Raw genomic sequence first — 25,123 nt, forward strand, 5'->3', positions numbered from 1 at the left:
CAAAAAATGGATTTAACACCTCAGCAGAAGGCCCACGTCTTGGTGGAAAGCCTGGCCTATATTCAAAAATTCCACAATCAGATTGTTGTGATCAAATACGGCGGAAACGCCATGGTTAATGAAGAACTGAAGCAATATGTCATCAAAGACATTGCCCTCATGAAATATGTAGGAATGAACCCGGTGATTGTCCATGGCGGAGGCCCAGAAATTACAGAGATGATGGCTTGCTTTGGGAAGGAGCCGCAGTTTATTGATGGACTGCGGATAACAGATGAAAAGACTATGGAAATTACAGAAATGGTTTTGGGTGGAAAGATTGCCGGCGAAATTGTTAGCCTGTTGAATTGTAATGATGTTAAGGCCCTGGCCCTTACCGGTAAAGACGGTAGGCTGATTGAAGCCACCCAAAAAGATCCCAGGCTGGGCTATGTTGGGGAAATTACAAAAATCAATACGGGCCTTATTCATACCGTCATTAAAGAAGGCTATGTGCCGGTGATATCGCCCATTGGCATGGGTGCCGGCGGTGAAAGCTATAACATTAATGCCGATGAGGTGGCAGGTAGGCTGGCGGTGGCCCTGGAGGCTAAAAAGCTGGTGCTGATTACCGATGTGGAAGGTGTATTAAAAAACCCCAAGGACCCAAAGACAATCATTACTGAAATTAAAACCACCGAGGTGAAGGGCTATATTGAAAAGGGCATTATTCAAGGGGGTATGATCCCCAAAATCCATTGCTGCATGGGGGCTGTCACCCAGGGAGTGGAGCGTTGCCACATCATTGACGGCAGAAAATATCACTCAATTTTGCTTGAGATATTTACCGATGATGGAATTGGAACGATGATTACGACCTAAGGGGGTTATTGAAATGCAAATCGACGAAATTGTGGAAACTGGCAATCAATACTTAATGAATAATTATAAAAGGCTGCCCATTGCCTTTGTTTCAGGTAAGGGATGCCGCCTGTATGATACCGAGGGAAGGGAATATATCGATTTTCTTGGCGGAATCGCCGTCAATAGCCTGGGACATAGCCCTCAGGAGCTGGTTGAGGCCATTCAAGACCAGGCTGCCAAGGTAATGCACGTATCTAACTATTTCTGGAATGAAAGTCAGGTAAGGCTGGCAAAGCTGTTGGTGGAAAGCTCCTTTGGTGATAAGGTGTTTTTCTGCAATTCCGGTGCCGAAGCCAACGAGGCGGCCATCAAGCTGGCGAGGAAATATGCCTATCAAAAATATGGTGCCCATAAATATGAGATTATTGCCATGAAGGGCTCCTTCCATGGAAGAACCCTGGGGACCCTTGGTTTAACCGATAATCCAAAATATCAGGAGGGATATGGCCCCTTGCCCGAAGGCTATGGATTTGCTGCATATAATGATATTGATGCCCTCAAGAAGGCCATCACCCCCAATACCTGCGCCATCATCATAGAGCCCCTGCAGGGAGAGGGGGGCGTCACCCCGGCTGAAGCTGCCTATTTAAAGGCAGTTAAGGAGCTCTGCAATCAAGAGAACATTCTATTAATCTTTGATGAAATTCAATGTGGTATTGGAAGAACTGGAAAGCTCTTCGCCTATGAGAACTTTGGCGTAACCCCAGACATCATGTCGCTGGCTAAGGCCCTGGCAGGAGGATTCCCCATTGGGGCCATTGTGGCTACCAATGAGGTGGCTTCCGCCTGGAAGCCCGGAGACCACGGCACTACCTTTGGCGGGAATCCCCTGGCCTGTACGGCAGGGGTAGCCACCTTGGAAGCGATGCTGAAGCAAAGGCTATGGAAACAAGCGGAAGCAACCGGAGCCTATTTCAGGGAAAGGCTTCAAAAGCTGGTGGATGAATTCAGCTTTGTAAAGGAAGTCAGGGGCATGGGGTTAATGCTGGGGCTGGTGTTAACTATAGGGGGGGCTCCCATTGTGGAGCAGGCCTTTAAAAAAGGCTTCATCATCAACTGTACGGCAGAGAAGGTACTTCGATTTGTACCACCCCTTATTGTAACCAAAGAAGAAATCGATGGCCTCGTGGCAGTTTTGAAGGAGATCTTTCAGGAAATGGAGGGAGCACAATGAAAGCCTATTTAGTATTGGAGGATGGCAGTATATTCGAAGGAAAGGCCTTTGGCAGCCTAAAGGGTGAGGTAGGTGAAGTGGTTTTTAATACTGCCATGACAGGCTATCAGGAAATCTTCACTGATTATTCCTACAATGGCCAAATTCTAGTAATGACCTACCCAATGATTGGTAACTATGGGCTCAATTATGATGATATAGAGGCCCAACGGCCGGCTATTAAAGGTCTGGTGGTGCGGGAATACTGTAAGGAACCCAGCAACTGGAAAAATGAAATGATGCTGGAGGAATATCTTCAAACCAACGGAATTATGGGAATTGAGGGAATTGATACGAGAATGCTGGTGAAGCATTTAAGAGACAAGGGAACCATGAAGGGAATCATTACCACCAGTCTGGCGGATCAGGATGGACTGTTTCAGGCCATAGATCAGGTTGATATCCTTCGAAAGAATTACACCGAAGAGGTATCAACCAAAAGCCCCTATATGATTCCTGGTTCAGGGCCCAGAATCGTATTAATGGATTTCGGAGTCAAGCTGAATATTATTCGGATTTTGCAATCCTATGGCTGTCAAATTACGGTAGTGCCCTATGATATAGGAGCAGAAGAGATTTTAAAGCTCAAGCCCGACGGACTATTTTTATCCAATGGCCCTGGAAATCCTGAAAACCTTCAAAATTCCGTTGAAACCATTAAGGCTCTGCTGAAGGAGCTGCCAATATTCGGAATATGTATGGGGCACCAGCTATTGGGCATGGCTTCGGGGGCAAGGACCTATAAGCTCAAATTCGGTCATCGTGGCGCCAATCATCCCGTAAAGGACTTAAAAACCAATCGGGTCTATATTACCTCCCAAAATCATGGCTATGCCATCGATGAAAGCACCTTAAACACAAACCTTCTTACAGTTACCCATAGAAATTTGAACGATGGCACCATCGAGGGGATCAAACATAAATATTTACCGGTTTTCAGCGTACAATATCATCCTGAAGCCTGCTCCGGGCCAATGGATTCCAAATATCTTTTTGATCAATTTCTTAATTATGTCAAAAGGGATCAGCAAGCGGTATAGGAGGAATAACAATGCCTAAGGACAATAAAATCAGTAAAGTACTAGTCATCGGCTCAGGGCCAATCGTTATCGGGCAAGCGGCTGAGTTTGACTATTCAGGCACCCAGGCTTGTAAGTCCTTAAAGGAAGAAGGCCTAAGGGTGGTTTTGGTTAATAGCAACCCTGCCACCATCATGACAGACCAGCATATTGCAGACCATATCTATATTGAACCCTTAAGCCTGCCTGCCCTGGAAAAAATAATTGAAATAGAAAGGCCCCAGGGAATCTTACCCACCCTGGGAGGGCAAACCGGACTCAATCTGGCTATAGAGCTTTATGAAGCAGGAATTTTGGAAAAATATGATGTTAAGCTGTTAGGCACCTCAGTAGAGGCAATTAAACGGGCAGAGGACCGTCAGTTATTTAAAGAAACCATGGAAAAAATAAACCAACCCATTCCTGCCAGCACCATCGTTGAATCCTTGGAGGCAGCCCTGGCGTTTGCAAAGCAAGTGGGATACCCCCTGATTGTTCGACCAGCCTATACCCTGGGGGGAACCGGAGGCGGAATTGCCCCTGACGAGGCGGCCCTTACAGAGATTGTATCCAGAGGGCTACGCTACAGTCGGATTGGTCAGGTATTGATTGAACAGAGTGTTGCCAATTGGAAGGAAATTGAATATGAAGTCATGCGTGATCAAAATGATAATTGCATTATCATTTGTAATATGGAAAACTTTGATCCGGTGGGGGTACATACTGGGGACAGTATTGTGGTGGCTCCTTCCCAAACCCTGCGTGACCAAGAGTACCAAATGCTCAGAAGCGCTTCCATTGACATTATCCGGGAGCTGAAGGTGGAGGGGGGCTGTAACATTCAGTTTGCCCTTAACCCCTATAATATGAGTTATGTGGTCATTGAGGTAAACCCAAGGGTAAGTCGTTCCAGTGCCCTGGCATCCAAGGCAACGGGCTATGCCATTGCCAAGATTGCAGCTAAAATTGCCATTGGACTAACCCTGGATGAAATTAAAAACCCTGTTACCGGGAAAACCACTGCCTGCTTCGAGCCTGCCCTGGACTATGTGGTGGTTAAAATTCCCCAATGGCCCTTTGATAAGTTCAATACCGGCGACAGAAGCCTGGGAACCCAGATGAAGGCCACCGGCGAGGTAATGGCCATAGAAAGAACCTTTGAAGCGGCCCTGTTGAAGGCCATTAGAAGCCTGGAGGGGAAGCGTCGAGATATTTATACCAGCACCATGGCAGCCTGGAGTCAGGAATTCATTGATGAAATCATATCTTATCCTAATGATCAAAGGCTGTTTGGTATTTTTGAGGCTGTCAGAAGGGGTATGGATCTAGAGAAAATAAACCGGTTAACGGGGATTGATCCATGGTTTTTATCTAAAATCCATCATATTATTGAGCTTGAAGGGGAAATCAAAAAGGTCGGTCTTCGGGAGCCACTATTAAGGGACTGTAAAAAGATGGGGTTCTCCGATCGTCATCTGGCACTTCTGTTGAATATGGAAGAGGCGGCTCTTCGTCATTATCGCAGGGAGGTAGGACTGACCCCGGTTTATAAGCTGGTGGACACCTGTGCTGGGGAGTTTGAATCGGCTACACCCTACTTTTACTCCACTTATGAAAGGGAAAATGAGGTAGCAATCCTTAACAAAAGGAAGGTGATGATACTGGGCTCGGGGCCCATTCGAATCGGTCAGGGAATTGAATTTGACTACTGCTGTGTTCACGGGGCCTGGGCCCTGAAGGAGCTGGGGATCGAAACCTTGATTGTCAATAATAATCCCGAAACCGTCAGTACAGATTTTGATACCTCCGACAAGCTCTACTTTGAACCCCTAACCCCTGAGGATGTTATCAATATTGCAGAGATGGAAAAAATAGATGGAGTCATCGTTCAATATGGGGGCCAAACGGCTATTAATCTGACAAAGGCCCTCCATGAACACGGCCTTCCGATTTTAGGAACCTCCCCGGAATCCATCGACATAGCAGAGGATCGGGAAAAATTTTCAAAGCTCCTGACATCATTAAAAGTTCCCCAGACCAGGGGTGCCACTGCAATTAATCTGCAGCAGGTGGAAGCGGCAATGAAGCAGCTGGGCTTTCCATTAATGGTAAGACCCTCCTATGTGATCGGCGGTCAATCCATGGAAATTGTTTGGAATCGTGAGCAGCTGCTGCACTATGCCGGCCAATTCTGGCAGGATCAACAGGATTACCCAATATTACTTGATCAGTATATAGAAGGCCAGGAGGTAGAAATTGACGGAATCAGTGACGGAGAAACGGTGTTTATACCAGCCATTATGGAGCATATTGAACGGGCAGGGGTTCATTCCGGTGACAGTATGAGTGTATATCCTGTACAAAATGTCAGTGAAAAGGCCATTCATGATATTGTTGAATATACCAGCAGGCTGGCCAGGGCCTTAAAGGTTAGGGGACTGATTAACATACAATTTGTTGTAAAGGATCAACAGGTAATGGTGCTGGAGGCGAATCCCAGGGCCTCCCGAACGGTTCCCATTGTATCGAAGGTAACGGGTGTTCCCATGATTTCCCTGGCAACGGCAGTGATGACGGGGAAAACCCTGAAGGAAATGGGCTATGAAGATGGCGTTGCCAAGCCGCCCGATTATGTCATTGTAAAGGCACCGGTCTTTTGCCTTGAAAAGCTGGCAGAGGTGGATATCAGCCTGAGTCCTGAAATGAAATCCACCGGTGAAGTAATGGGGGTAGGGGCTGATTACCAGGAGGCCCTGTTTAAGGCCTTTGAAGCCACAGGACTGAAAATCCCTTCCACTGGATCAGTGCTGTTATCCATATCAGACCGGGATAAGGGGGAAGCCCTTGAAATTGCCGGAAAGCTCCATAGCCTGGGCTTTAGGCTGACGGCCACCCAGAAAACAGGCAGCTTCTTAAGGGACAATGGGATTAAGGTTGATGAGGTTTATCAAGACCTAACTGCCGCTGTTCAATCCTTTAAAGCAGGGGAAACGGTGATGATGATCAATACCCCAACAAAGGGTAAGCTTGTAGACCGGCTGGGCTTTAAGCTGAGAAGAAGCTCCATTGATTACAAGATTCCCTGCTTTACCTCTTTAGATACAGTCTCGGGATTTATTGAAGTAATTAAGTATGCTAGAAAATATTCCTATGGGGTGAAAAAGCTATTTTAAATGAACTTCTAAGCAGTTAAAACTTAGGTTATGTATAGGGAAATTTCCATATATGTATTCCGATTGACCACAACAAAGCCATATTAAAATTTATATTTCACCCGCTGAGAAGGTTATTGCAGCGGGTGTTTTTATGACAAAATTCATAATTATATTCAGCTTCGGAGGTAACTACTATAGGTTGTCATAAAACTGCACCTATATTATTTTTAGTAATAGGACATCTGTCCTTTTTTCCTTTAGCGTAGAACACTATACTAAAGGGAGAGGGGGAATAACAATGGAAATAGTAAAAAATGAAAGTTTACTAAGGCATTATATTAAGGCCTTTCATTTGGATGATAGGTTTAGTGGGGATATGGCAAAATTGATGACCCTCTATTCCTTTGAAAAGGGGGAATTGGTTTGCAGCATTGATGAAGAGTTGAAATTCTTTTATTTTATTGTAAAGGGTAAGCTAAAGATCTACACCATCTTGGAAAACGGCAAATCAGTATTGGTTCGCTTTTACTTTCCCGCTTCGGTTATTGGAGATTTGGAAATGTTCAAGAATTATAAAGTGAGATGTAATGTAGAGGCGATTACAAAAACCCTGGCAATTGGTATAAAAATGGAGGATATACGAGAATATGCCGCTAATGATCATATCTTTTTGAAATTTGTCATAGAAAACCTGAGCCATAAGCTCTATACCCTTTCAAATATGACGGCTTTAAATCAATCCTATCCCTTCGGTTTGCCAGCTATTTGATCACCATAGCCTGTGATGATAACAATAAACTAATCAGTGAGATTAAAACCAGTAATATGACTGAGCTGGCGACATTTTTGGGGGTAAGCTACAGGCATTTAAACCGAGTGATTAAGAACCTATGCGTAAGAGGGCTCATTAAAAGAACCCGTGAGGGGCTAAAGATATTAGATTATGAAAAATTAAAGGAAATGTCAGGTGGATACTATGAATAACGAATTTTTAGTTTCCATAATAGCCATAGGAACCGTAGCGGTTTCAGGTATTTTATATTTCACGGGCAGAAAGGGCTGGGCCGCCAAAAAGAAGGAAATGAACTGGCGGGCTAAGCTTTGCCCCCAATACAAGACCAGGTATACAATGGGGCAGGAAAGTTTTGTTATGTCTTTACGTAATTGTAGCAGCTGCAGACACTACGTTGGTGGAAGATGCGATAAAAACTTTTGAATTCAGCCAGATCGACCAATGAATAATGATAGAAAACATGGGGGAATGGTAGGTATGATATTAAATTTAGATGGATATAATTAGAAATAAAAGCAAAAGGAGGTAGTTATATATGACTGTTAAAAATGCAATGACCGCTGACTTTCTTCGATCAGCCTATGGTGGAGAAAGTATGGCCCATATGCGGTATTTAATCTGGGCCGATGTTGCCGATCAAGAGGGTTATCCCAATGTCGGAAGGCTTTTCAGGGCCATCGCCAATGCAGAATATGCCCATGCAGACAATCATTTTCGAGAGCTGGGAACAGAAAAAAAGGATCATACGGTAACTGCGGGGGCAGTATTTGGACTGGGAGATACAGTTCAAAACCTGCAGGGTGGAATTGATGGAGAGCTCCATGAAATAGAGCAAATGTACCCAGTATATTTAAATGCAGCTCAATTTCAGGGAGAAAAAGGAGCAGAAAGGGCCTTTCATTATGCCCTGGAGGCCGAAAAGATCCATGCAAAGCTGTTCCAGGATGCCCAGGATGTTGTGAAGCAGGGCAGGGATATGGAGATTGATGACATCCATGTCTGTCAGGTCTGTGGTCATACAGTGGCGGGAGAGTTGCCTGAAAAATGTCCAATCTGTGGCGCCAAGGCGTCTATGTATAAAACCTTTGCCAAGGAAGCCTAAAATTAAAAAAAGGGCTGCTATAAAACGAAAAAAATCGTCTTGTAGCAGTCCCTTTTTTTTTGTTTGATTTTAGGCTAACGATTCTGCCTTTTATAAAGTAAAGGCGAATAATTGGTAATATTTTTGAAAACTCTTCCAAAATGAGATACGTTTTTGAAGCCTACAACTTCTGCAATATCAATTACCTTAAGATTGGTCTCCCGTAATAGCCTTTGGGCCTCGCGGATTCGTATGTTATTGATATATTCAACAACAGTGAAGCCCGTAGTTTGTTTGAAGGTTCGACTTAAATGATATTGACTAATAAAAAATTTTTTTGACAGGCCAGGAAGGGATAAGGGGTGACCGTAATGCTGATTAATATATTGAACAATTTCAGATATCTTTTCGTGCATTGGGCTGGGAGGAACCAGCCTGACATTTTGATTTTCTTCAATGTATCGTCTTGTGTAGACCAAAAGCTCCATCAATAGAGACTGCAAAGATATTTCAAAGCCTAAGCCCTGACTCTGGGCCTCGTAAATAAGGCGATTAAAGACTGTTTCAACATATTGCTGATCGGCAGGTAAAAAGGGAACCACATGACAGGAATCAACAAATAATGTCTCTAAAAGCTGGTTCATTCCTGGGCTGGAGGGCAAAAAATCTTTGTTGAAATTAATGAGAATCCGTATATGATTTTGGGTGTTAGCATCGGTTGTTTTATGAAGGTCATGGGCATTAATCATGACTAAATTACCAGGTTGAATTCGGAAAACCCGATCCTTAATGAAATAATACCGTTCTCCGGCTAAAAGATAATATAGTTCATATTGATTATGAAAATGATTGACCTTCATAGTGAAATTTCCAAAGACCTCACGATATGAAAGATAAAAGGATTCGTCCGGATAATGAAAATCTATATTTTCTCTTTTCACGAATATCACCCTTTAATTGCAAATCGAAATGCAACCCTTTCAATTGAAATTAAAATATATAAAGCGATAAAATGAATAAATTCCAGGTGGTTGCAATCTGGCTTACAAAAGATTGGTCTTGAACCAATCTTTTTATTTACAAACCTTTTCTCTGCCATATATTCTAAATGGGTTGGCGGCAAAAAGGAGAGTAAAATATGTCTAAGTTTTTTACATACGAAGAGAGGCTAACCCTTCAAAAATACCTAAAAGAGAGTGTATCATTTAAAGAAATTGCTCGGAGATTGCATAAGAATCCGACAACGATTTCCAGAGAAGTCCGTAAGCATCTTGCAGAAGTAGCCACTGGATATCCAGGGTTTCCATACAATGCTTGCAAAAACCGTATTAACTGTAGAAAGAAAAGGCTCTGCGGCAAGGAATGCTCGAGGCTTTCAGCAGCATACTGCAAACTCTGTCAAAAGTGTAACCACAACTGCCCTGACTTCATTGAGGAAATCTGTACTGCAAGATTTCGGGTACCTTACGTCTGCAATGGCTGCGAGCAGATCAGTAAGTGTACTTTGATGAAAAACCTCTACCATGCGGAGCATGCTCATGTTAAAGCTCATAAAATTATTTCTGAATCCCGTAGTGGTCTGTGTGTCAGCGAAGAAGAGATAGCCAGACTTAATGCAATTATCAGTCCGCTGGTGAAGCAGGGACAATCCATCCATCAGATTTATGTTACTCATCAAGATGAAATAATGTGTAGTGAAAAAACCATCTATAACTACATCGATGCCTGCTTGCTCGATGTGCGCAATATTGATTTACCCAGGAAAGTAAAGTTCCGCGAGCGATATAAAAAGCCGGAATTTAAAGTAGACAAGGGCTGCAGAATTGGTCGCAACTACGAGGCGTTCCAAAGCTTCATTGACGATAATCCTGATACTGCGATCGTCCAAATGGACACTGTAATTGGTTCCCAGGGTGGTAAGTGCCTACTAACAATACATTTCGTAGAAACTAATCTGATGCTTGCTTTCCTGAGGGAATCCAATACCTCTCAATCGGTAATTGATATATTTAATGACCTTGATCAACGGCTCGGACGTGAACCGTTTCGAAAACTGTTTCCTGTTATTCTTACGGACAATGGTAGTGAGTTTTCCAATCCCAAGGCTATTGAGTATGGGCCTGATTTGCGCACACGGATTTATTACTGCGATGCCGGTTGTCCTCACCAGAAGGGGGCTATTGAAGTCAATCATTGCCTGATTCGTAGAGTGCTTCCTAAAGGGACAAGCTTTAATCACCTAGTTCAGGAAGACATCACAACGATGATGAATCATATCAATTCCTACAAAAGAAAAAAGCTGAACAATCGTAGCCCATACGAAACGTTCAGCTTCTACCACGGAGAAGAGGTTTTGCATAAACTCGGATGTTCACCGGTTGCAGCCGATAACATCACGCTAAAACAAAGTCTTCTCAAAAAGTAACATTAGAAACTAAGTACTGCGCTGCCAACTATCCATGCTTAATCCATAAAACAGGGGTGGATTCTCCGATTACAAAAAAATCGAGAGGGAGTCGATCTCTGTTTGGCATGCCCATTTTAACCCATAATACACCAGATTTTTCGGAAAATCAAACTGCATTTGGGTTACAATAGTGGCTTTTTGTTTTCAAAACTGGCTTCTCGAGTACAAAAACTGCGTTTCGTTTACAAATATTCAGTTGTCGGTTTCAAATATTGCGTTTCACTTTACAAAATGGCATCTCGCCTTTCATTTAAGTCACGAATATCACCTACCATAAATATATCATAATGCTGCTACGAAAATAAAGCAAGATATGCAAAGAATATAAAAAAATAAGCAAGATTTGTGCAGAATAGGGTTTGTGATTCAAGTATAATGTAAGTGCCTGTTGGCTTTTTCTTGGGCCAGGACAAAATAAAAGAGGACGGACAAAAAATGAGTGCAATTTTAAATTCTAAGGATCGTAGCAGAAGAGAATTTGTGTTAGAGGGAAACATGTGGCGGGTAGTATGGCTTATTTCCCTGCCATTGGCTATTTATAATGGTTTTAATCATCTATTTAGCTTTCTGGACACCATGATGGCCTCTCATTTGGGAACAGAGGTGGTTTCAGCCGTAGCCTATCTGGCTCAAATTAAAACCATGATTGCCGCAATTGGTGCCGGCCTGGCAGTCGGGGGCGGAATCATTGTAGCCAGATATTATGGTGCAGGTAAAATAGATATAGCAAAAAAATATGTCAATACGGTATTTTTTCTGGCTTTAATAATTGGAGCCCTTATTTTACTTATTATGGTACCCATGGCAAGGCCCATTCTGCGGCTGGCCAATACCCCAGAAGAATTAATTAATGTTGGTACCAATTATTTTATAGTAGAAATTATTATGATTATTGCAATCTTTATCAACAATGTTTATATTGCTGTAGAAAAGGCAAAGGGCAATACCAAAAAAATATTATATTTGAATTTAATTGTCATTGGTATAAAGCTTCCCCTTACGGCCCTATTTGTCTATGTTTTAAACTATGGTATTACCATGATGGCCATAGCTACTTTAATTGCTCACCTTGTTTTGACAATCTATGCCATGATCAGTATGCTAAAGCGAGATAATATTTTTAGATTGTCATTAAAAAGTGTTGATTTTTCCAGGAAAACGGTAAGGCCAATTATCATCCTTGCCTTACCCATATTCTTTGAAAAATTTGCCTTTAGCTTTGGAAAGGTAATTGTCAATTCCATGAGTACCTTCTATGGCAGTATGGTGGTAGGGGCCCTGGGGGTTTCAAATAATATAGCTGGAGTCGTAACCAGCGCCTGCAATGGGTTTCAGGATGGTGAAGCCTCTATTATCAGCCAAAACCTGGGGAATAAAAATTTTGAAAGGGCTATATCTGCCTTTAAAAAAACCCTGGTAATCAGCCTGGTGATGGGAGGAATTGGCCTGGTATTATCCACTATTTTCATGGACCCTATTATTAACATATTTTCTAAGGGCGATCTTCAATTTGCCCAGGAAATTAAAAATATCTATCGGTATGAACGATATGCCCTTGTGACTCTGACCCTTGCCTCATCGGTTATGGGGCTTCTCTATGGCTTTGGCTATACAAGGCTGACACTGGTGATTAACTTTCTTCGTTTATTTTTATTTAGAATCCCCAGCTTATACCTATTGCAGCGATTCACCAGCTTAGGCAGTGAAAGCGTAGGCCTTGCCATGATGATCAGTAACAGCATGGTGGGTATAACGGCAGCCATTGTGTGCTTCGTGGTGATTCAAAAAATGAGAAAAGAAGGCGGCTATCAGCAATTACTGGCTGCTGAGTAAAGGAGCAGGAGGTCAACTACTAATAGTGGGCCTCCTGCTGTATTATTGCTTCTATTTTAAAAATTTGTTTTACTTTTGTAACAGCCAGAATAATTCTTGTCAAAGCAATATTTAGCTGAGAGGCCTGTTCCCCTATTAACGTAGTCTAGCCCTGTCTTTAAAGCAAAAGCTTATCCGCAATCACGCCTATCCATAACATAACTATATTTCTAGCCCTATTAATACTGTCCTTGTTTTAGCCCTATTCCACATTAGATTAACTTTAAAAAAAGTACTATGATAACAGGATATGTCATAGAAATACAGAATACTAAATGAATGATCTTTGACGAGGTAAAAGGTATGAATAAAAGAAGCTTAAAATTTAAAATACCATTTTTTGTTATGGTTTTTGCAATTGCATGTGTGCTCTTAACGGGGATGTTATCTCAATATATAGCAACCCAAAATATAGAGGTAAATGTTGTAAATAAAAATCTTGTGATTTCCAGAATGATTAGTCAGCAGATTCATATTTACTTAGAAAATGCAAAAAGTACGGTGATTACCGCAGCAAATTTTTCCTCCCAAAGCTATGGAGATTTAGAGGAGGTAAAAAGAGAGATCTTTAGAATATATGATAATTTTACTTATTTTGATTTAATTTTTTATATGAGTAACGAATCCCAGATGGTATTTTCTAAACCAGCCAATGACCATGTTAAGAGTAGAAGCTATGAGGATCGAAGCTATTATTGGGACATTATGGATGGTAAAGAGGTTACGGTAAGCCCTTTGTTAGTTAGCAGTGTGTTAAATGAACCCCACTTTATTATTGCTGCTCCTGTGTATAATTCTAAAAATGAAATTATTGGATTAATAGGTGCTGGACTCCCCTTAAAAAATATTATACAGATCGTTCAGCGTACGCAAGCCCATTTTAACGGTATCATATGGGTAGCTGATGCCCAGGGGGTTATGGCGATTCATCCTGATATTACCAGTTCAAAGGATTTAATTATGATTCCTAACAGCCATGTTCAAGTAGAGGAGGAAGTAACTGATTTTATCAACATCTTAAGGAATAAACGGGATGTGATGGCTTCCTACAAGGTTGAAGATGAAATTTATTATGGAGCGATTTCCTTTGTACCTGATGAGGATTGGATGGTTGTCGTAGAGCAACATCAAGACACAGTTTTTTTAGAGGTAATTCAGTTAAAAAGACAATTAAAGCTTGTGATAATGGCAGTTATCTTTATAGCCCTATTATCTGGTTTTATATTGGCAAAACAAATTACTAATCCTATAGAAATGCTAGTAAATAAAGTCAGGCAGTTAAGCTATGGTCTCAGGGGTGAAATAGCTGAAGACTTAAAGATGCAGGTTAAAGACGAAATAGGAGAGCTTGAAGGTGCCTTTCATGGTATGACAATTCAATTAAATGAAAGCTTTAATAAGTTGAATCAGTCTTATATCAGGGAAAATCATCTTCAGCAATATCTAAATAATATATTGGGTAGTGTAGCTAATGGTATCGTTGTAATTAATCAAGAATACCTGATTACAATTTATAATAAGGAAGCAGAGAATCTATTAGAATTTCCTCAGAATACATTTCTGCGAAGGCATATTAAGGTGTTTTTAGATAGCATTGGTGTAGACCTGGGTTCCATCATTGAGGATGTAATGATAAACAATAAGGTTGTTAAAGATATTGAGATGACTGCCAAGGGCCTTTCAGGGCGAAGGATGATTATCAGCTTTACGGTCTCCTGTGTATTGGATAAAATGAATAATATTATTGGCGTAGTCCTATTGTTTAAGGATTTAACTAAAATAAAAATGATAGAGCTGGAACTTAGAAGAGAGGATCGTATTCGTACCCTAGGAGAGCTATCGGCTTCCATTATTCATGATATTGGTAATCCCTTGGCAGGTATGAGGAATCTGATGGAGATTTTAAGGGATGACTCCTATGATGCTGTAAGTAAAAATGAGGTGTTAATTACTTTACAAGAGGAAATAGAAGATTTAAATAAGTTGGTTATTCACTATTTAGACTTTAGCAGAGCTTCGATACTAACAAAAGAAATTATCAACATAGCTGATTTGATCGATAACATTGTCTATCTTTTCACAGCTAAAGCCAGTGAGAAAGCAATACAAATAAAAAAGAATTATGAACATAGATGCATTTCCCTAAAGGGGGATCGAAGAGCGCTTAAACAAGTCTTCATAAACATTTTTAAAAATACTATAGAGGCAGTCAAAGAGGGTGGAAACGTTTCCATCAGTATTCAGGGAAAGGAGAAGTCTGTGTTAATTTCGATTCAGGATAATGGTATTGGTATAGATGGGCAAAGTCTCGACAAAATATTTTATCCCTTCTATACTACGAAAAAGGATGGAAATGGTTTAGGACTTTCTATTGCTTATAAAATAATTAAGGAGCATGATGGCCTTGTTAATGTAGACAGTAATGAGGGGGTGGGAACTAAGATTAGCGTTGAGCTACCTACAGATGTGTAAGCTGTCGTTAAGCGGAGGTGAAGCTGGTGAAAATATTAGTTATCGATGATGAGAAAAGTATAAGACTTTCACTGAAGATGGGCTTAGAAAAGCTAGGATTAACGGTTATAGCAGCAGAAACGGGAGAAGAAGGTTTAAAGGTATTAAAGAATGAATCACCTGACCTGGCTATAGTTGATATTAGGCTGCCAGGCATAGATGGATTAGAAGTTTTAAAGCATATTAAAAGCATAAAACCCACCTGCATTGTAATTATGATTACTTACTTGAACGAAATTAAGCTGGCAGTAAGGGCAATGAAGGATGGTGCCTATGATTATTTCGTTAAGCCCTTTTCCTTAAACGAAATACAGCAATCCATTGAACAAACGCTACAGTATATACGTATAAAAAAAGAAATAGACATTAGCACTAGTAATACTTTATTAATTGGCAACTCTGAGAAAATACAAGCTATTAGAGAAACCATAATGGAGATTGGGCAACTACCCTATGATACATGTATTCTTTTAGAGGGAGAAAGTGGAACCGGTAAAGAGGTTGTTGCCAAACTAATTCATAGCTTGAAGGTTGGAGATAATCATAGGTTTATGGCCATTAATTGTGCAGCTATTCCCAAAAATCTACAGGAAAGTGAGCTCTTTGGCTATGAAAAAGGAGCCTTTTCAGATGCAAAATCTTACAAAGCCGGACTAATAGAGGCTGCCAATAGAGGTGTGCTTTTCCTTGATGAAATTGCTGATATGGATATTGAGCTCCAGGCCAAAATGCTAAGGGTGTTACAAGAAAAAAGTTACCGAAGCGTAGGCGGCTTAAAGGAAAGGAAATTTGAAGCTACCATTGTAGCTGCCACCAATAAATACCTTCTTAGAGAAATTCAAAGGGGAACCTTCAGGGAAGATTTATATTATCGATTGAATATTGTTCCCATAAATTTGCCTCCCCTTAGAGAACGTAGGGAAGACATCCCTATTTTATCTGCCTATTTTCTTGATGAATATAATAAAAAGTTAAATAAAGCAGTTATTGGAATTGACCCAGATGCTATGGCGGTCTTAAGGCAATACAATTGGCCAGGAAACGTAAGGCAGTTAAGAAATATGATTGAGAGGGTTATGATTTTTCAAAAAGATAAGATCATATCTTTAAAGGATATACCTAAGGAAATTGTAAACTTTATTCCAAAGGAGCCAAAGCCAGAGGACTTTAACAGCTTAGAAATTGCTGAGGAAGCTATTATTAAAAAGACACTGGAAAAGCATGATTGGAACATTACCAGGACGGCAGAAGACTTAGGGCTTTCTAGGCTTACCCTCAGAAGGAAGATACAAAAATATAAATTAAGCATATAAAAGAATGATTAAGGTGGTAATGTTTTTACCAAAGTGGTAATTTATTTACCACTTATTTTTATTTTTTGATACAGTAATGCCTAAATATCCTCATAAATAGGGACCTAGTAGCTGGTATGAACTTTGCAATGTAATTAAAATGATTAAAATAATTACATTTAAGGAGGTATGAAAATGAAACAGGCATTAGCAGGCATAAAGGTGCTAGACCTAACGAGGGTTTTGGCAGGGCCCTATGCAACAATGATTTTAGGTGATCTGGGGGCAGATGTAATTAAAATTGAAGTCCCAAAAACAGGAGACGATTCCCGGCAGTTTGGTCCTTATATTAATGAGGAAAGCGCATATTTTATGAATATTAACCGAAACAAAAAAAGTATTACCTTGAACTTAAAAAAGCAGGAGGCAAAGGACCTTTTTATCAAAATGGTGAAGCAAGCAGATGTGGTAGTAGAAAACTATCGTCCAGGTACCATGGAAAAGCTTGGCTTGGGATATGAGCTTCTAAAGGAAGTAAATCCTCAAATTATTTATGCAGCTGCCTCTGGATTTGGGCATACAGGTCCCTATAGTAACCGCCCTGCCTATGACGGGGTAGTGCAGGCAATGGGAGGAATTATGAGTATTACGGGAGAAAAGGGCGGTAGACCTACACGAGTTGGCCCATCCATCGGCGATATTACAGCAGGATTGTATACTGCTATAGGTATTTTAGCAGCCATTAATTATAGAAATATAGCTGGTGTAGGACAGAAGGTGGATGTGGCCATGCTGGATTGTCAGGTATCCATATTAGAAAATGCAATAGCAAGATATTTTGCCACTGGGGTTGCACCTAAGCCAGAGGGGAATAGACATACATCAATTGTTCCATTTGAGCCCTTTGAAACAGCAGATGGAGAGATTATGATTGCAGCAGGTAACGACACCCTGTTTAGAAAGCTATGCGTAGAAATTGGTAAGGAAGAGCTGGCAGATCATGGGCTATTTAAAACGAATCCATTGAGGGCAGAAAATTATAATGCCCTACGGCCGGAGCTGGCAGAAGCAATTAAACGAAGGTCTACCAGGGAATGGCAAAGCATATTGGATGATGCAGGAGTTCCAAATGGACCTATTAACAATATGGAAGGGGTTGTTAATGATCCACAGGTTATTTCTAGAGAAATGCTGGTGGAGGTAGAGCATCCAAAGGCTGGAAGCGTAAAAATACCGGGGGTTCCGATTAAAATGTCAGAAAGTCAAGGAACCGTTAGGATGCCCGCACCTGTATTAGGACAGCACACAGAGGAAATATTGAAGGATTTTGTGGGCCTTACCCATGAAGAAATTCAGCGGTTGAAGGAAATGAATATTTTCTAGCACCAGTATTATAAAAGCTAAAGGAGGCGGCAAAGTATATGGAAATATATGGTTTGGGCCTGGTGGCACTTTGTATGTTTATTGGTACTCTTTTTGGAAGAGTATTGGGAAGTATTCTTGGCGTTCAGGGTGATGTGGGTGGAGTAGGCTTCGCCATGCTGCTTTTAATTTTAATAAGCAATTACTATGAAGGGAAGGGAAAAGACTTCAGTCAAAAGACAAAAAATGGTATTTTGTTGTTAAGCGCCCTTTATATTCCTGTTATTGTGGCTATGTCATCTATTCAAAATGTAGTATCTGCCTTTTCAGGAGGCTTAGTAGCCTTTGTAGCAGGGGGAGGCGCTACTATCGGTGCCCTGTTTTTAGTGCCTTTGATCTCAAAGCTAGTACCCCGGGAGGAATTTCCGGACGACAAGTCAATCATCAATTGATTAAAAATTAGTACCTATTTGGATAAAAGGGAGATGTGAATAGAATGGTCAAGGATCATATTGTAACAATATTTACTTCCTATGGATTAGTGGCTGCCTTTGGGCTAATTGCCTTAATTATGCTTGTCTCCTACGGGCTTACAAAAAGACTCAAGCAGGAAAGAATGAGCTCGGCTGTTGCCATTATAGTGGGGTTAATATTAGCCTATATTGCAGGTAAATATACCGGGGGTTCCCGTGGTATTGCTGATATACCAATATTCGCCGGTACAGGGCTAATGGGAGGAGCTATGCTGAGGGACTATACAATTATTTCTACAGCCTACGGTGTTAAAATGGAAAATTTAAAGAAGGCCGGGCTGCCAGGGATTGTATCCCTGCTGGTAGGCGTGTTTTTCTCCTTCTTTGTAGGAGCTTTTGTAGCTGTATTACTGGGCTATACAGATCCAGCAGAGATCACAACGATCGGTGGGGGCACCCTTACCTTCATTGTTGGTCCTGTAGCAGGAACAGCCTTAGGGGTAAGCTCTGAAGTCATCGCCTTATCCATAGCTGCGGGAGTAGTAAAATCTGTTTTAACAATGGTAATTACACCCTTTATTGCACCTGTAATTAAACTTAACAGCCCAACGGCTGCCATGGTCTATGGTGGGTTAATCGGTACAACCAGCGGTGTCGCTGGGGGATTAGCTGCCACCGATGCTAAGCTTGTCCCCTATGGGGCGATGATAGCGACCTTTTATACAGGGCTAGGAAGTTTATTGGTTCCTTCGATAGGATTCATGATTATTAGGATGATATTTGGATAGATTCAACGAAATTAAAGGATTTGAGATAAGAGGATGTGTATCTGTACCGGAAGCGGTAACGTACGGTATGTTTTATAATCAATTCATAGAATTTATTGAATCAAATAAATGGTTATTTGATGGTGGAATAAACGAAATTGTTGATGGTTTTTATATCAATTCGGATGGTACAAGAGGAAAAACATGTTTTTAGAGGATGACGGTCTATACGGAAAGAATAAAGAATTCGCCTTGAGCCAATTCTTATTTTTTTGTAATTTACCTAGTATACAATATAATATAGGTGAAGCCTATCAATTATAGTCAAAGAACATTTTTGATGATCTGGAAAAAATAAATACCTGTACAAATGTTGTTTAATTGAGGGAATTTTATATTTGTGTGATTTATAAATGCGAAAAGGAGTAAAGAAGGAGGCTCATCATAATGAAGGGCCTCCTCATGATATTATTGCTTCCATTTTAAAAATTTGTTTTCAAGTCTGGCAATAAACTGATACATTAATGCTGTTGCCACAGCTAGAATGATTACCCCTGCCATGACAATATCTAATCGAAAGACCTGCCCGCCATAAACGATCAAATAACCCAATCCTGCCTTGGAAACCAGAAATTCACCAACAATTACCCCAACCCAGGACATACCTATGTTTATTTTCATGGTGTTAATCATATTGGGAACATTGGCGGGAAGGACGACCTTTTTTAATATTTGTAGCTTAGTGGCGCCAAAGGTTTTTAGCATTTTTATTTTTTCCTCATCTACCTCCTTGAAGCCATTGTAGGTGGCCAGAATTGTGACCACCAATGAAATTGTCAGGGCAGTTACAATAATTCCCCGCATTCCGGCACCGGCCCAGATAATGATAATAGGGCCCAGGGCAATTTTAGGTAAGGCATTTAATACCACCAGGTAGGGGTCAAAAACCCTGGCGGCGAAATCTGACCACCATAGTAAAATAGCGATTAGGGTGCCCAAAACTGTCCCCAATAAAAATCCCATAATTGCTTCAAATAGGGAAATGCCCGTATGCATAAAAATTGAACCATCCTTTGCCAAGTTTACAATGAGCTTGACAATGGAGGTGGGTCTGCTGGTGAAAAATGGGTCTATCCATTTCAAATGGGCTGCCAGCTCCCATAATACCAGAAGAAAAATCAATAGACCTATTTGAGAGAGCAGGATTTGAGTTTTTTCCATTTTTAATCCCTTTAAATAGGCCAAGTGGCTGGGGGAATATTTTTCATCCTGTAGCTTCTGTCTACGATTATTGAACATAAACATCCAACTCCCTCCATATTTGATTAAAATAGTGTCTGAACTCGGGGGCCTCTCGACATTTAATCGGCGAAGCCTCTCCGTCCTGGCAGGTGAGCTTGATATCATATATGCTCTTGATAGTGGCAGGGCGATTGGAAAGAACCATAACCCGGTCTGCCATAGAGATGGCTTCAGGTATGTCAATAAAAATGCGACCAGGAGAAATAACAGCTTATTGAGATGAAAGGGATTATAGTATGATAAAATAAACTTGCATGATAAGACAGCAATAATAAGAAGTTTTTTTAAAGGAGGCGTGGTATAATATAAAAAATTGAAGGAGGCTGTAGCATGATTAAAACCATACTTCCCTTTTTATATTTTAATGGTAATTGTCAAGAGGCCTTGGATTTTTACTCCACAGTGTTTAAGGTGCCTATTCTGGAAAGGGTTACCTACAGAGAGGCAGAAATGGAGGTCGATGCTCATCAAAAAAACTATATTATGAATGCCACTATGGCCTTTGGAGACATGACCATATCTGCCACCGATGTGGTGGACAACCATCCCTTGACCAGGGGGAATACCATTTCAATTTGGCTGGAAATCGAATCAGAAGAAGCGATTAAATCCATTTACGAGGAATTTATTGACAGGAATTGTAAAGTCATTACTCCATTGGAACCCACCTTTTGGGGTTCTATCTACGCCAAGGTGCAGGACCCCTTCGACTATATTTGGGAGTTAAATTACCAAGAATAGCTATTAAAGAATGAAAAAAGGCTGGTCTTTTGAATAGACTAGCCTTTAAAATTTAGGAACAATACGAAAGTAACCTTAATACATATAATGCTTAAACGATTCATTACAGCAAGATTATTTATTCAAGAAGTCCATTACTTTGGCAGCATACTGCTGAGGATAATCTATATAGGCTTCGATATGGGCACTATTCACCATCCATAGCTCCTTTTCAGCTGAGGCGATATTTTCATATATCTGTTCACCCATATCCGGTGGGCACAGGGTGTCCTTTGTACCCTGAATAACCAAGGTGGGAATTTCATTACTCTTTTGGGCATTTACAATATCAACATCATTAAAACCAAAGCCGTAGCGCAGCTTTAAATACCAATTTCCGCTCCATAGGACATAAGCTGTAGGTAAGCTTTTAGCTTCTTCCATTTGATTCCAAACAGCTAAAAACATATTTTCCATGCTATCATAGGAGGAGTCCATAATGACATAATCCAGACTATCTTTAGCATGTTCCGTTGCAGCATAAAGGCCTGAGGTGGCAGCCCCCATGGAGATGCCATGGACAACCACTTTATGATTCTTAACCTTTTCTTGAGTATAATCTACCAGGGCCTTTACATCTAGTTTTTCATAATAACCGAAGGTGACAATTTCATTTAGAGAATCTCCGCTGGCCCGTTGATCAATAGTAATTACATTCCAGCCATTTTTCAAGTAGACTTCAGCTACGGGGTACACACTAACATGATCACCGCCAGCTCCATGTACTAGAATCACCGTATCATTATCGGCTTCTCCATTGGCGGTAAAGGCATAAACAGGAATGATATTGTCATCCTCAGCCTTTAAAGTAAATTGTTCAGGCGTATAGGCCATCTCAAAGGCGGCTAGGTCATAGCCCCACTTTTCCAACTGCTTAACACTATTCTCCTTCGTATCGTTGTCGACATTTTGATATAACAAACCTGCTGCGACCTGCTTTCCCAGCCAATATGTGAAAATAAGAAAAGCCAAAAAGATAAGTCCGAAAAGGCAGAATAGAAGCTTTTTTAATATACCCCCCTTATGCCTGCGCCTACTGCCCTTTTGAATGGTTTTATACATTAGATATGCTCCTTTACAGGTGAATTTGCTATTATTATACCAAAGACTTCAAAAATTCTCTATCTAAATAGCAGTTTAGTTGTTAATTTTTCAGCGCTTGCCCCTTCCGCAACCCAGAAGCTATAAGAAGTAGGATATTTCAATATACTTACACAGGGAGGGATAAACTTTATGATGAAAGGCAAATATCAGGCAAGATTCTTTAGGTGGATGCCATCAGTACAGAAAAACTTCACTTAAAAAATATTTTCAAGTTTTCCCCATCCCATTGAATTTCCTTGATGATTGCTTTTAATATTCTTCGTTTCTCGGTGATGGTCAGCTTGTGAAAAAAATCATTTGATTGACTGGCCAGGGAATAGATAATTTCCAGGCTTTGTTTTTCAAGAGAAGATATATTAGGGGTTTTGATGAGCTTTAGCTGGTGCTCGATTTCTTTCATCCTTTGGTCAAGGACTTCAATTTGATTAATCATATATTTAGCTGCCGTAGAGTTATGATTTTGGGATAGTTGAACTGTCAGGTTTTGAATAGCAGCCCTACATTCTGTTAACTCCTTTTCAAATAGCCCCCTTTTTCCATTAAATTGAGTAGTAGATTTTTCAAGGCCACTGTTTTTTTCCGCCAGCAGGGAATATACTTCTTCGGGGTGGGCTTGTAATTTCTGTATTTCCTTAATTATCAAGGCATCGGCTTCAGCACCATTCAAGTTAGTTCCTTGACATCGGCTTCCCCGAGAAGCTTCCTTCATTTTGCATTTATAATAGTAATGACGAACCCGGCCATTAGTGTATTTAAAGGTGATTTTCATGCCAGACCCGCAAGCACACCTTAACAATGATGTAATCAACCCATATTCCCCGGTATCACTCCTTGGCGCCTTGGCGGAATTTCTTCTAAGCATTTCTTGAACATGAATCCAGTCATTTGAAGAAATAACACCGGGGTGGCTTCCCACCACGGCAATCCACTCCTCCTTTTTTCTAATTTTGGCAGAGCAGTTTCTTTGATTATTGTATTTGTTATAAATAAATAGGCCGTTTATACCGTTGAATTCGGCCTTAGCGCTGGCAATATCAATACCTTCTTTCAGAAGCCATGTATATATTTTTTCATCTGCCATCACATAAACGGTATTGGTGAGAATAAGCCTTAAGGACCGAAGATTAAAATCATTTCCATATTTTGATTTAATCTGATTTTCGAGGGACCAATTTAAAAGTCGGTTCAGAGAGCCCAACTCAATGTATTTACGATAGAGCTGCTTTACTAAAGCCAGCTCCTGGGGTATAGGCCTTAGCTGCTGCATTTTTTTCTTCTTAAAATTATCGTCCAGATACTCCACAGGGCTTCCACAGTAACCGGTTGGGGGTTTTCCGCCCAGCCATCGGCCAGTTCGGGCAAGCTTAAGAAAGTTATCTCGAATACGTTCCCCAATGGTTTCCCTTTCCAGCTGTGCGAAAACACTGGATATATACATCATAGCCCTTCCCATGGGAGTAGCAGTGTCGAATCTTTCCCGGATAGATACAAAGGCAATATTGTTTTTTTCAAATAAATCAATGATGCCGGTAAAATCAGAAATATTTCTGCTGATACGATCTAGCCTGTAGCAGATTAAAATTTGGAATTTTTTTAGCTTGGCATCATGAAGCAATTTTTGAAATTCGGGACGATCGGTATCCTTAGCAGAAAAGCCCTCGTCAATGTAAATCAGATATTGAATATTTTCATTAGCTAAAAAAGCCTCGGCGTATTCCTTACAGGATTTTACCTGATTGATTACGGACTCTCCCTTGTCAGTTTCCTTGGATTTTCTGGCATAAATGGCCACTACAATGTGCTCTCCCATCGCATCACCTTAAATTGAAAAGTATTTCTGTCTACAATATCTTATATTAGTTATAGGCTTGGTGTATGCTGATAAAAGAGATTTTTTCATATATTCCATATTGGGTTTTTTAGTTTTTGAAGAAAAAGGTAGGAATATGGCACTATTTTCTATAATTATACAATGTTCGACACAAATTAAATTTGTCCTGTGCTATCTTAGTATATAGTATTTTTGCCATTTAAAGGGGAGAAAAGTCTGTGCAATGGTTATTTAAGAAAAAACAATTATATTATCAACAATCTCTGAAGCTGTCAATTAAACCCTTTAGTATTATGTTACTCCTTTCAAGCATTGTAATCTTTTTGCTAAGCTTTATATATAGCTTAATAACAGTGATATTGCTATATAATTATGGGCCAATATTTTATATGGCGGTTACTTTTGGAACCTTAATCTATGGGGGGATTTTAGGATTAATTGCCCGAGTAAGTATATGGATTAGTAATGTAAGACATCGAATTATAGCTATTTTCCTGTTCGCAGGGATTATTTTGATGGCGGAGTACTTTACCGGAGTCTTTTGGGTATTTTTTAACTTTAAGAGAAAGCTACTTATTTGGAATCCAAGGGATTTATTGTATGCCATAATGTTTATGGCTGATTCAGGATGGGAAATATACATAGGTGGGTATCATCCGTATATCATAAGGGGCCAGACGATATATTTAATCTGGTTAGTTAAGTTTTTAATACTGTTATTACCAGCCATTGCTGCAAGCTATCCATCATTACAGGTAAGACCCTTCTGTGAAAAGTGTAGAGATTGGGTGGAAAATATGAAGATAATCGAGCCTTTAGAGCTTATACCAGACCCTAAAAAGCTTAAGAAGGAACTTGAAAATCATTACTACTCATCTTTAATAATGCTTAATAAAATAGATTCTTCAAAGGACACATATACCAGGATTAAGCTTCGTAGATGCTTTACCTGTATGGATAGCTTTTATCTTTCCGTCAGTCAAATAACTTATTGGGGAAACTATCATGTTCTGGGTAAACCTAAAAAATTTACAACTTCTAAAAAATATGTTAAAAATCTAAAGATAGATGAAGAACTTTATTTGTATCTTTGCAATACCTTTGGTATCAGTACCATGGATTGTTTTTAATCCCTTCTTTATTGCAGTACGCCGGTCAT

The 25,123-nt window shown here is 40.4% G+C and carries 22 protein-coding genes; 17 read left to right on the plus strand and 5 right to left on the minus strand.

The window, feature by feature from the left end; translation table 11 throughout:
- Positions 1 to 6 precede the first annotated feature (6 nt).
- The 8 genes from argB (at position 7) to ACYQ1I_RS10065 (ending at position 8,224) form a co-directional block, all read left to right on the plus strand.
- Positions 7 to 861, plus strand: coding sequence for an acetylglutamate kinase (gene argB, locus ACYQ1I_RS10030; protein WP_459764849.1), 855 nt, complete (start codon positions 7 to 9; stop codon positions 859 to 861).
- A 13-nt stretch (positions 862 to 874) separates the two neighbouring features.
- Positions 875 to 2,077: an acetylornithine transaminase gene (locus tag ACYQ1I_RS10035; protein WP_459764851.1), complete on the plus strand. Its 1,203-nt coding sequence runs from the start codon at positions 875 to 877 to the stop codon at positions 2,075 to 2,077.
- A complete protein-coding gene (gene carA, locus ACYQ1I_RS10040; RefSeq protein ID WP_459764853.1) occupies positions 2,074 to 3,156 on the plus strand; it encodes a glutamine-hydrolyzing carbamoyl-phosphate synthase small subunit in 1,083 nt (360 codons plus the stop codon). Before ACYQ1I_RS10035 ends, carA begins: the two co-directional genes overlap by 4 nt.
- An 11-nt stretch (positions 3,157 to 3,167) precedes the next feature.
- The gene (gene carB, locus ACYQ1I_RS10045) at positions 3,168 to 6,347 is read left to right on the plus strand and encodes a carbamoyl-phosphate synthase large subunit (RefSeq protein ID WP_459764855.1); all 3,180 of its coding nucleotides are present in this window, start codon (positions 3,168 to 3,170) and stop codon (positions 6,345 to 6,347) included.
- Positions 6,348 to 6,627: 280 nt separating this feature from the next.
- Positions 6,628 to 7,098: a cyclic nucleotide-binding domain-containing protein gene (locus ACYQ1I_RS10050; RefSeq protein ID WP_459764857.1), complete on the plus strand. Its 471-nt coding sequence runs from the start codon at positions 6,628 to 6,630 to the stop codon at positions 7,096 to 7,098.
- On the plus strand, positions 7,095 to 7,313 hold the full coding sequence (locus ACYQ1I_RS10055; RefSeq protein ID WP_459764859.1) for a helix-turn-helix domain-containing protein: 219 nt from the start codon (positions 7,095 to 7,097) through the stop codon (positions 7,311 to 7,313). Before ACYQ1I_RS10050 ends, ACYQ1I_RS10055 begins: the two co-directional genes overlap by 4 nt.
- Positions 7,306 to 7,545, plus strand: a complete 240-nt coding sequence (locus ACYQ1I_RS10060; protein WP_459764861.1) for a hypothetical protein — start codon at positions 7,306 to 7,308, stop codon at positions 7,543 to 7,545. The genes ACYQ1I_RS10055 and ACYQ1I_RS10060 overlap by 8 nt, the downstream gene beginning before the upstream one ends.
- 112 nt (positions 7,546 to 7,657) lie before the next feature.
- Complete coding sequence (locus tag ACYQ1I_RS10065) at positions 7,658 to 8,224, plus strand: rubrerythrin family protein (protein ID WP_459764862.1); 567 nt, start codon at positions 7,658 to 7,660, stop codon at positions 8,222 to 8,224.
- A gap of 74 nt (positions 8,225 to 8,298) precedes the next feature.
- On the opposite strand, the gene ACYQ1I_RS10070 is transcribed toward ACYQ1I_RS10065, so the two are convergent.
- Entirely contained in the window at positions 8,299 to 9,144 is an 846-nt protein-coding gene (locus tag ACYQ1I_RS10070; protein WP_459764864.1) for a helix-turn-helix domain-containing protein, read from the minus strand.
- 197 nt (positions 9,145 to 9,341) lie between these two features.
- Here ACYQ1I_RS10070 and ACYQ1I_RS10075 point away from each other — a divergent pair, with 197 nt between their 5' ends.
- The 7 genes from ACYQ1I_RS10075 (at position 9,342) to madM (ending at position 18,968) form a co-directional block, all read left to right on the plus strand.
- Positions 9,342 to 10,628 carry an IS30 family transposase gene (locus ACYQ1I_RS10075; RefSeq protein WP_459761661.1) on the plus strand — a complete coding sequence of 429 codons (1,287 nt, stop codon included), beginning with the start codon at positions 9,342 to 9,344 and terminating at the stop codon, positions 10,626 to 10,628.
- A 477-nt stretch (positions 10,629 to 11,105) separates the two neighbouring features.
- A complete protein-coding gene (locus ACYQ1I_RS10080) occupies positions 11,106 to 12,503 on the plus strand; it encodes an MATE family efflux transporter (RefSeq protein WP_459764866.1) in 1,398 nt (465 codons plus the stop codon).
- Between the two features lie 342 nt (positions 12,504 to 12,845).
- Entirely contained in the window at positions 12,846 to 15,014 is a 2,169-nt protein-coding gene (locus ACYQ1I_RS10085; protein ID WP_459764868.1) for an ATP-binding protein, read from the plus strand.
- A gap of 26 nt (positions 15,015 to 15,040) precedes the next feature.
- The gene (locus tag ACYQ1I_RS10090; RefSeq protein ID WP_459764870.1) at positions 15,041 to 16,366 is read left to right on the plus strand and encodes a sigma-54-dependent transcriptional regulator; all 1,326 of its coding nucleotides are present in this window, start codon (positions 15,041 to 15,043) and stop codon (positions 16,364 to 16,366) included.
- A 174-nt stretch (positions 16,367 to 16,540) separates the two neighbouring features.
- Positions 16,541 to 17,728, plus strand: coding sequence for a CaiB/BaiF CoA transferase family protein (locus ACYQ1I_RS10095; RefSeq protein ID WP_459764872.1), 1,188 nt, complete (start codon positions 16,541 to 16,543; stop codon positions 17,726 to 17,728).
- A gap of 38 nt (positions 17,729 to 17,766) precedes the next feature.
- Positions 17,767 to 18,159, plus strand: coding sequence for a malonate transporter subunit MadL (madL, locus tag ACYQ1I_RS10100; RefSeq protein ID WP_459764874.1), 393 nt, complete (start codon positions 17,767 to 17,769; stop codon positions 18,157 to 18,159).
- Between the two features lie 44 nt (positions 18,160 to 18,203).
- Positions 18,204 to 18,968 (plus strand): malonate transporter subunit MadM, encoded by a 765-nt coding sequence (gene madM, locus ACYQ1I_RS10105; RefSeq protein WP_459764876.1) that lies wholly within the window; start codon positions 18,204 to 18,206, stop codon positions 18,966 to 18,968.
- A gap of 447 nt (positions 18,969 to 19,415) precedes the next feature.
- On the opposite strand, the gene ACYQ1I_RS10110 is transcribed toward madM, so the two are convergent.
- Positions 19,416 to 20,252, minus strand: coding sequence for an ABC transporter permease (locus ACYQ1I_RS10110; protein ID WP_459764878.1), 837 nt, complete (start codon positions 20,250 to 20,252; stop codon positions 19,416 to 19,418).
- Positions 20,236 to 20,409, minus strand: coding sequence for a hypothetical protein (locus tag ACYQ1I_RS10115; protein WP_459764880.1), 174 nt, complete (start codon positions 20,407 to 20,409; stop codon positions 20,236 to 20,238). Before ACYQ1I_RS10115 ends, ACYQ1I_RS10110 begins: the two co-directional genes overlap by 17 nt.
- Positions 20,410 to 20,579: 170 nt before the next feature.
- On the opposite strand from ACYQ1I_RS10115, the gene ACYQ1I_RS10120 reads away from it, so the two are divergent.
- Complete coding sequence (locus ACYQ1I_RS10120) at positions 20,580 to 20,990, plus strand: VOC family protein (protein ID WP_459764882.1); 411 nt, start codon at positions 20,580 to 20,582, stop codon at positions 20,988 to 20,990.
- Between the two features lie 114 nt (positions 20,991 to 21,104).
- Here ACYQ1I_RS10120 and ACYQ1I_RS10125 read toward each other — a convergent pair whose 3' ends face one another.
- The gene (locus tag ACYQ1I_RS10125; RefSeq protein WP_459764884.1) at positions 21,105 to 22,091 is read right to left on the minus strand and encodes an alpha/beta hydrolase; all 987 of its coding nucleotides are present in this window, start codon (positions 22,089 to 22,091) and stop codon (positions 21,105 to 21,107) included.
- A gap of 232 nt (positions 22,092 to 22,323) precedes the next feature.
- Positions 22,324 to 23,943, minus strand: a complete 1,620-nt coding sequence (locus ACYQ1I_RS10130) for a recombinase family protein (protein WP_459764886.1) — start codon at positions 23,941 to 23,943, stop codon at positions 22,324 to 22,326.
- Positions 23,944 to 24,353: 410 nt separating this feature from the next.
- On the opposite strand from ACYQ1I_RS10130, the gene ACYQ1I_RS10135 reads away from it, so the two are divergent.
- The gene (locus tag ACYQ1I_RS10135; protein ID WP_459764888.1) at positions 24,354 to 25,094 is read left to right on the plus strand and encodes a hypothetical protein; all 741 of its coding nucleotides are present in this window, start codon (positions 24,354 to 24,356) and stop codon (positions 25,092 to 25,094) included.
- Positions 25,095 to 25,123 lie beyond the last annotated feature (29 nt).

Source organism: Alkaliphilus crotonatoxidans (assembly GCF_054658015.1).

Excerpts from the sequence above, each read along its gene's own strand:
- argB (WP_459764849.1), top strand. The coding sequence starts at position 7 with ATGGATTTAACACCTCAGCAGAAGGCCCACGTCTTGGTGGAAAGCCTG.
- ACYQ1I_RS10035 (WP_459764851.1), top strand. The coding sequence starts at position 875 with ATGCAAATCGACGAAATTGTGGAAACTGGCAATCAATACTTAATGAAT.
- carA (WP_459764853.1), top strand. The coding sequence starts at position 2,074 with ATGAAAGCCTATTTAGTATTGGAGGATGGCAGTATATTCGAAGGAAAG.
- carB (WP_459764855.1), top strand. The coding sequence starts at position 3,168 with ATGCCTAAGGACAATAAAATCAGTAAAGTACTAGTCATCGGCTCAGGG.
- ACYQ1I_RS10050 (WP_459764857.1), top strand. The coding sequence starts at position 6,628 with ATGGAAATAGTAAAAAATGAAAGTTTACTAAGGCATTATATTAAGGCC.
- ACYQ1I_RS10060 (WP_459764861.1), top strand. The coding sequence starts at position 7,306 with ATGAATAACGAATTTTTAGTTTCCATAATAGCCATAGGAACCGTAGCG.
- ACYQ1I_RS10065 (WP_459764862.1), top strand. The coding sequence starts at position 7,658 with ATGACTGTTAAAAATGCAATGACCGCTGACTTTCTTCGATCAGCCTAT.
- ACYQ1I_RS10075 (WP_459761661.1), top strand. The coding sequence starts at position 9,342 with ATGTCTAAGTTTTTTACATACGAAGAGAGGCTAACCCTTCAAAAATAC.
- ACYQ1I_RS10080 (WP_459764866.1), top strand. The coding sequence starts at position 11,106 with ATGAGTGCAATTTTAAATTCTAAGGATCGTAGCAGAAGAGAATTTGTG.
- ACYQ1I_RS10085 (WP_459764868.1), top strand. The coding sequence starts at position 12,846 with ATGAATAAAAGAAGCTTAAAATTTAAAATACCATTTTTTGTTATGGTT.
- ACYQ1I_RS10095 (WP_459764872.1), top strand. The coding sequence starts at position 16,541 with ATGAAACAGGCATTAGCAGGCATAAAGGTGCTAGACCTAACGAGGGTT.
- madL (WP_459764874.1), top strand. The coding sequence starts at position 17,767 with ATGGAAATATATGGTTTGGGCCTGGTGGCACTTTGTATGTTTATTGGT.
- madM (WP_459764876.1), top strand. The coding sequence starts at position 18,204 with ATGGTCAAGGATCATATTGTAACAATATTTACTTCCTATGGATTAGTG.
- ACYQ1I_RS10110 (WP_459764878.1), bottom strand. The coding sequence starts at position 20,252 with ATGTTTATGTTCAATAATCGTAGACAGAAGCTACAGGATGAAAAATAT.
- ACYQ1I_RS10115 (WP_459764880.1), bottom strand. The coding sequence starts at position 20,409 with ATGGCAGACCGGGTTATGGTTCTTTCCAATCGCCCTGCCACTATCAAG.
- ACYQ1I_RS10120 (WP_459764882.1), top strand. The coding sequence starts at position 20,580 with ATGATTAAAACCATACTTCCCTTTTTATATTTTAATGGTAATTGTCAA.
- ACYQ1I_RS10125 (WP_459764884.1), bottom strand. The coding sequence starts at position 22,091 with ATGTATAAAACCATTCAAAAGGGCAGTAGGCGCAGGCATAAGGGGGGT.
- ACYQ1I_RS10130 (WP_459764886.1), bottom strand. The coding sequence starts at position 23,943 with ATGGGAGAGCACATTGTAGTGGCCATTTATGCCAGAAAATCCAAGGAA.
- ACYQ1I_RS10135 (WP_459764888.1), top strand. The coding sequence starts at position 24,354 with ATGGCGGTTACTTTTGGAACCTTAATCTATGGGGGGATTTTAGGATTA.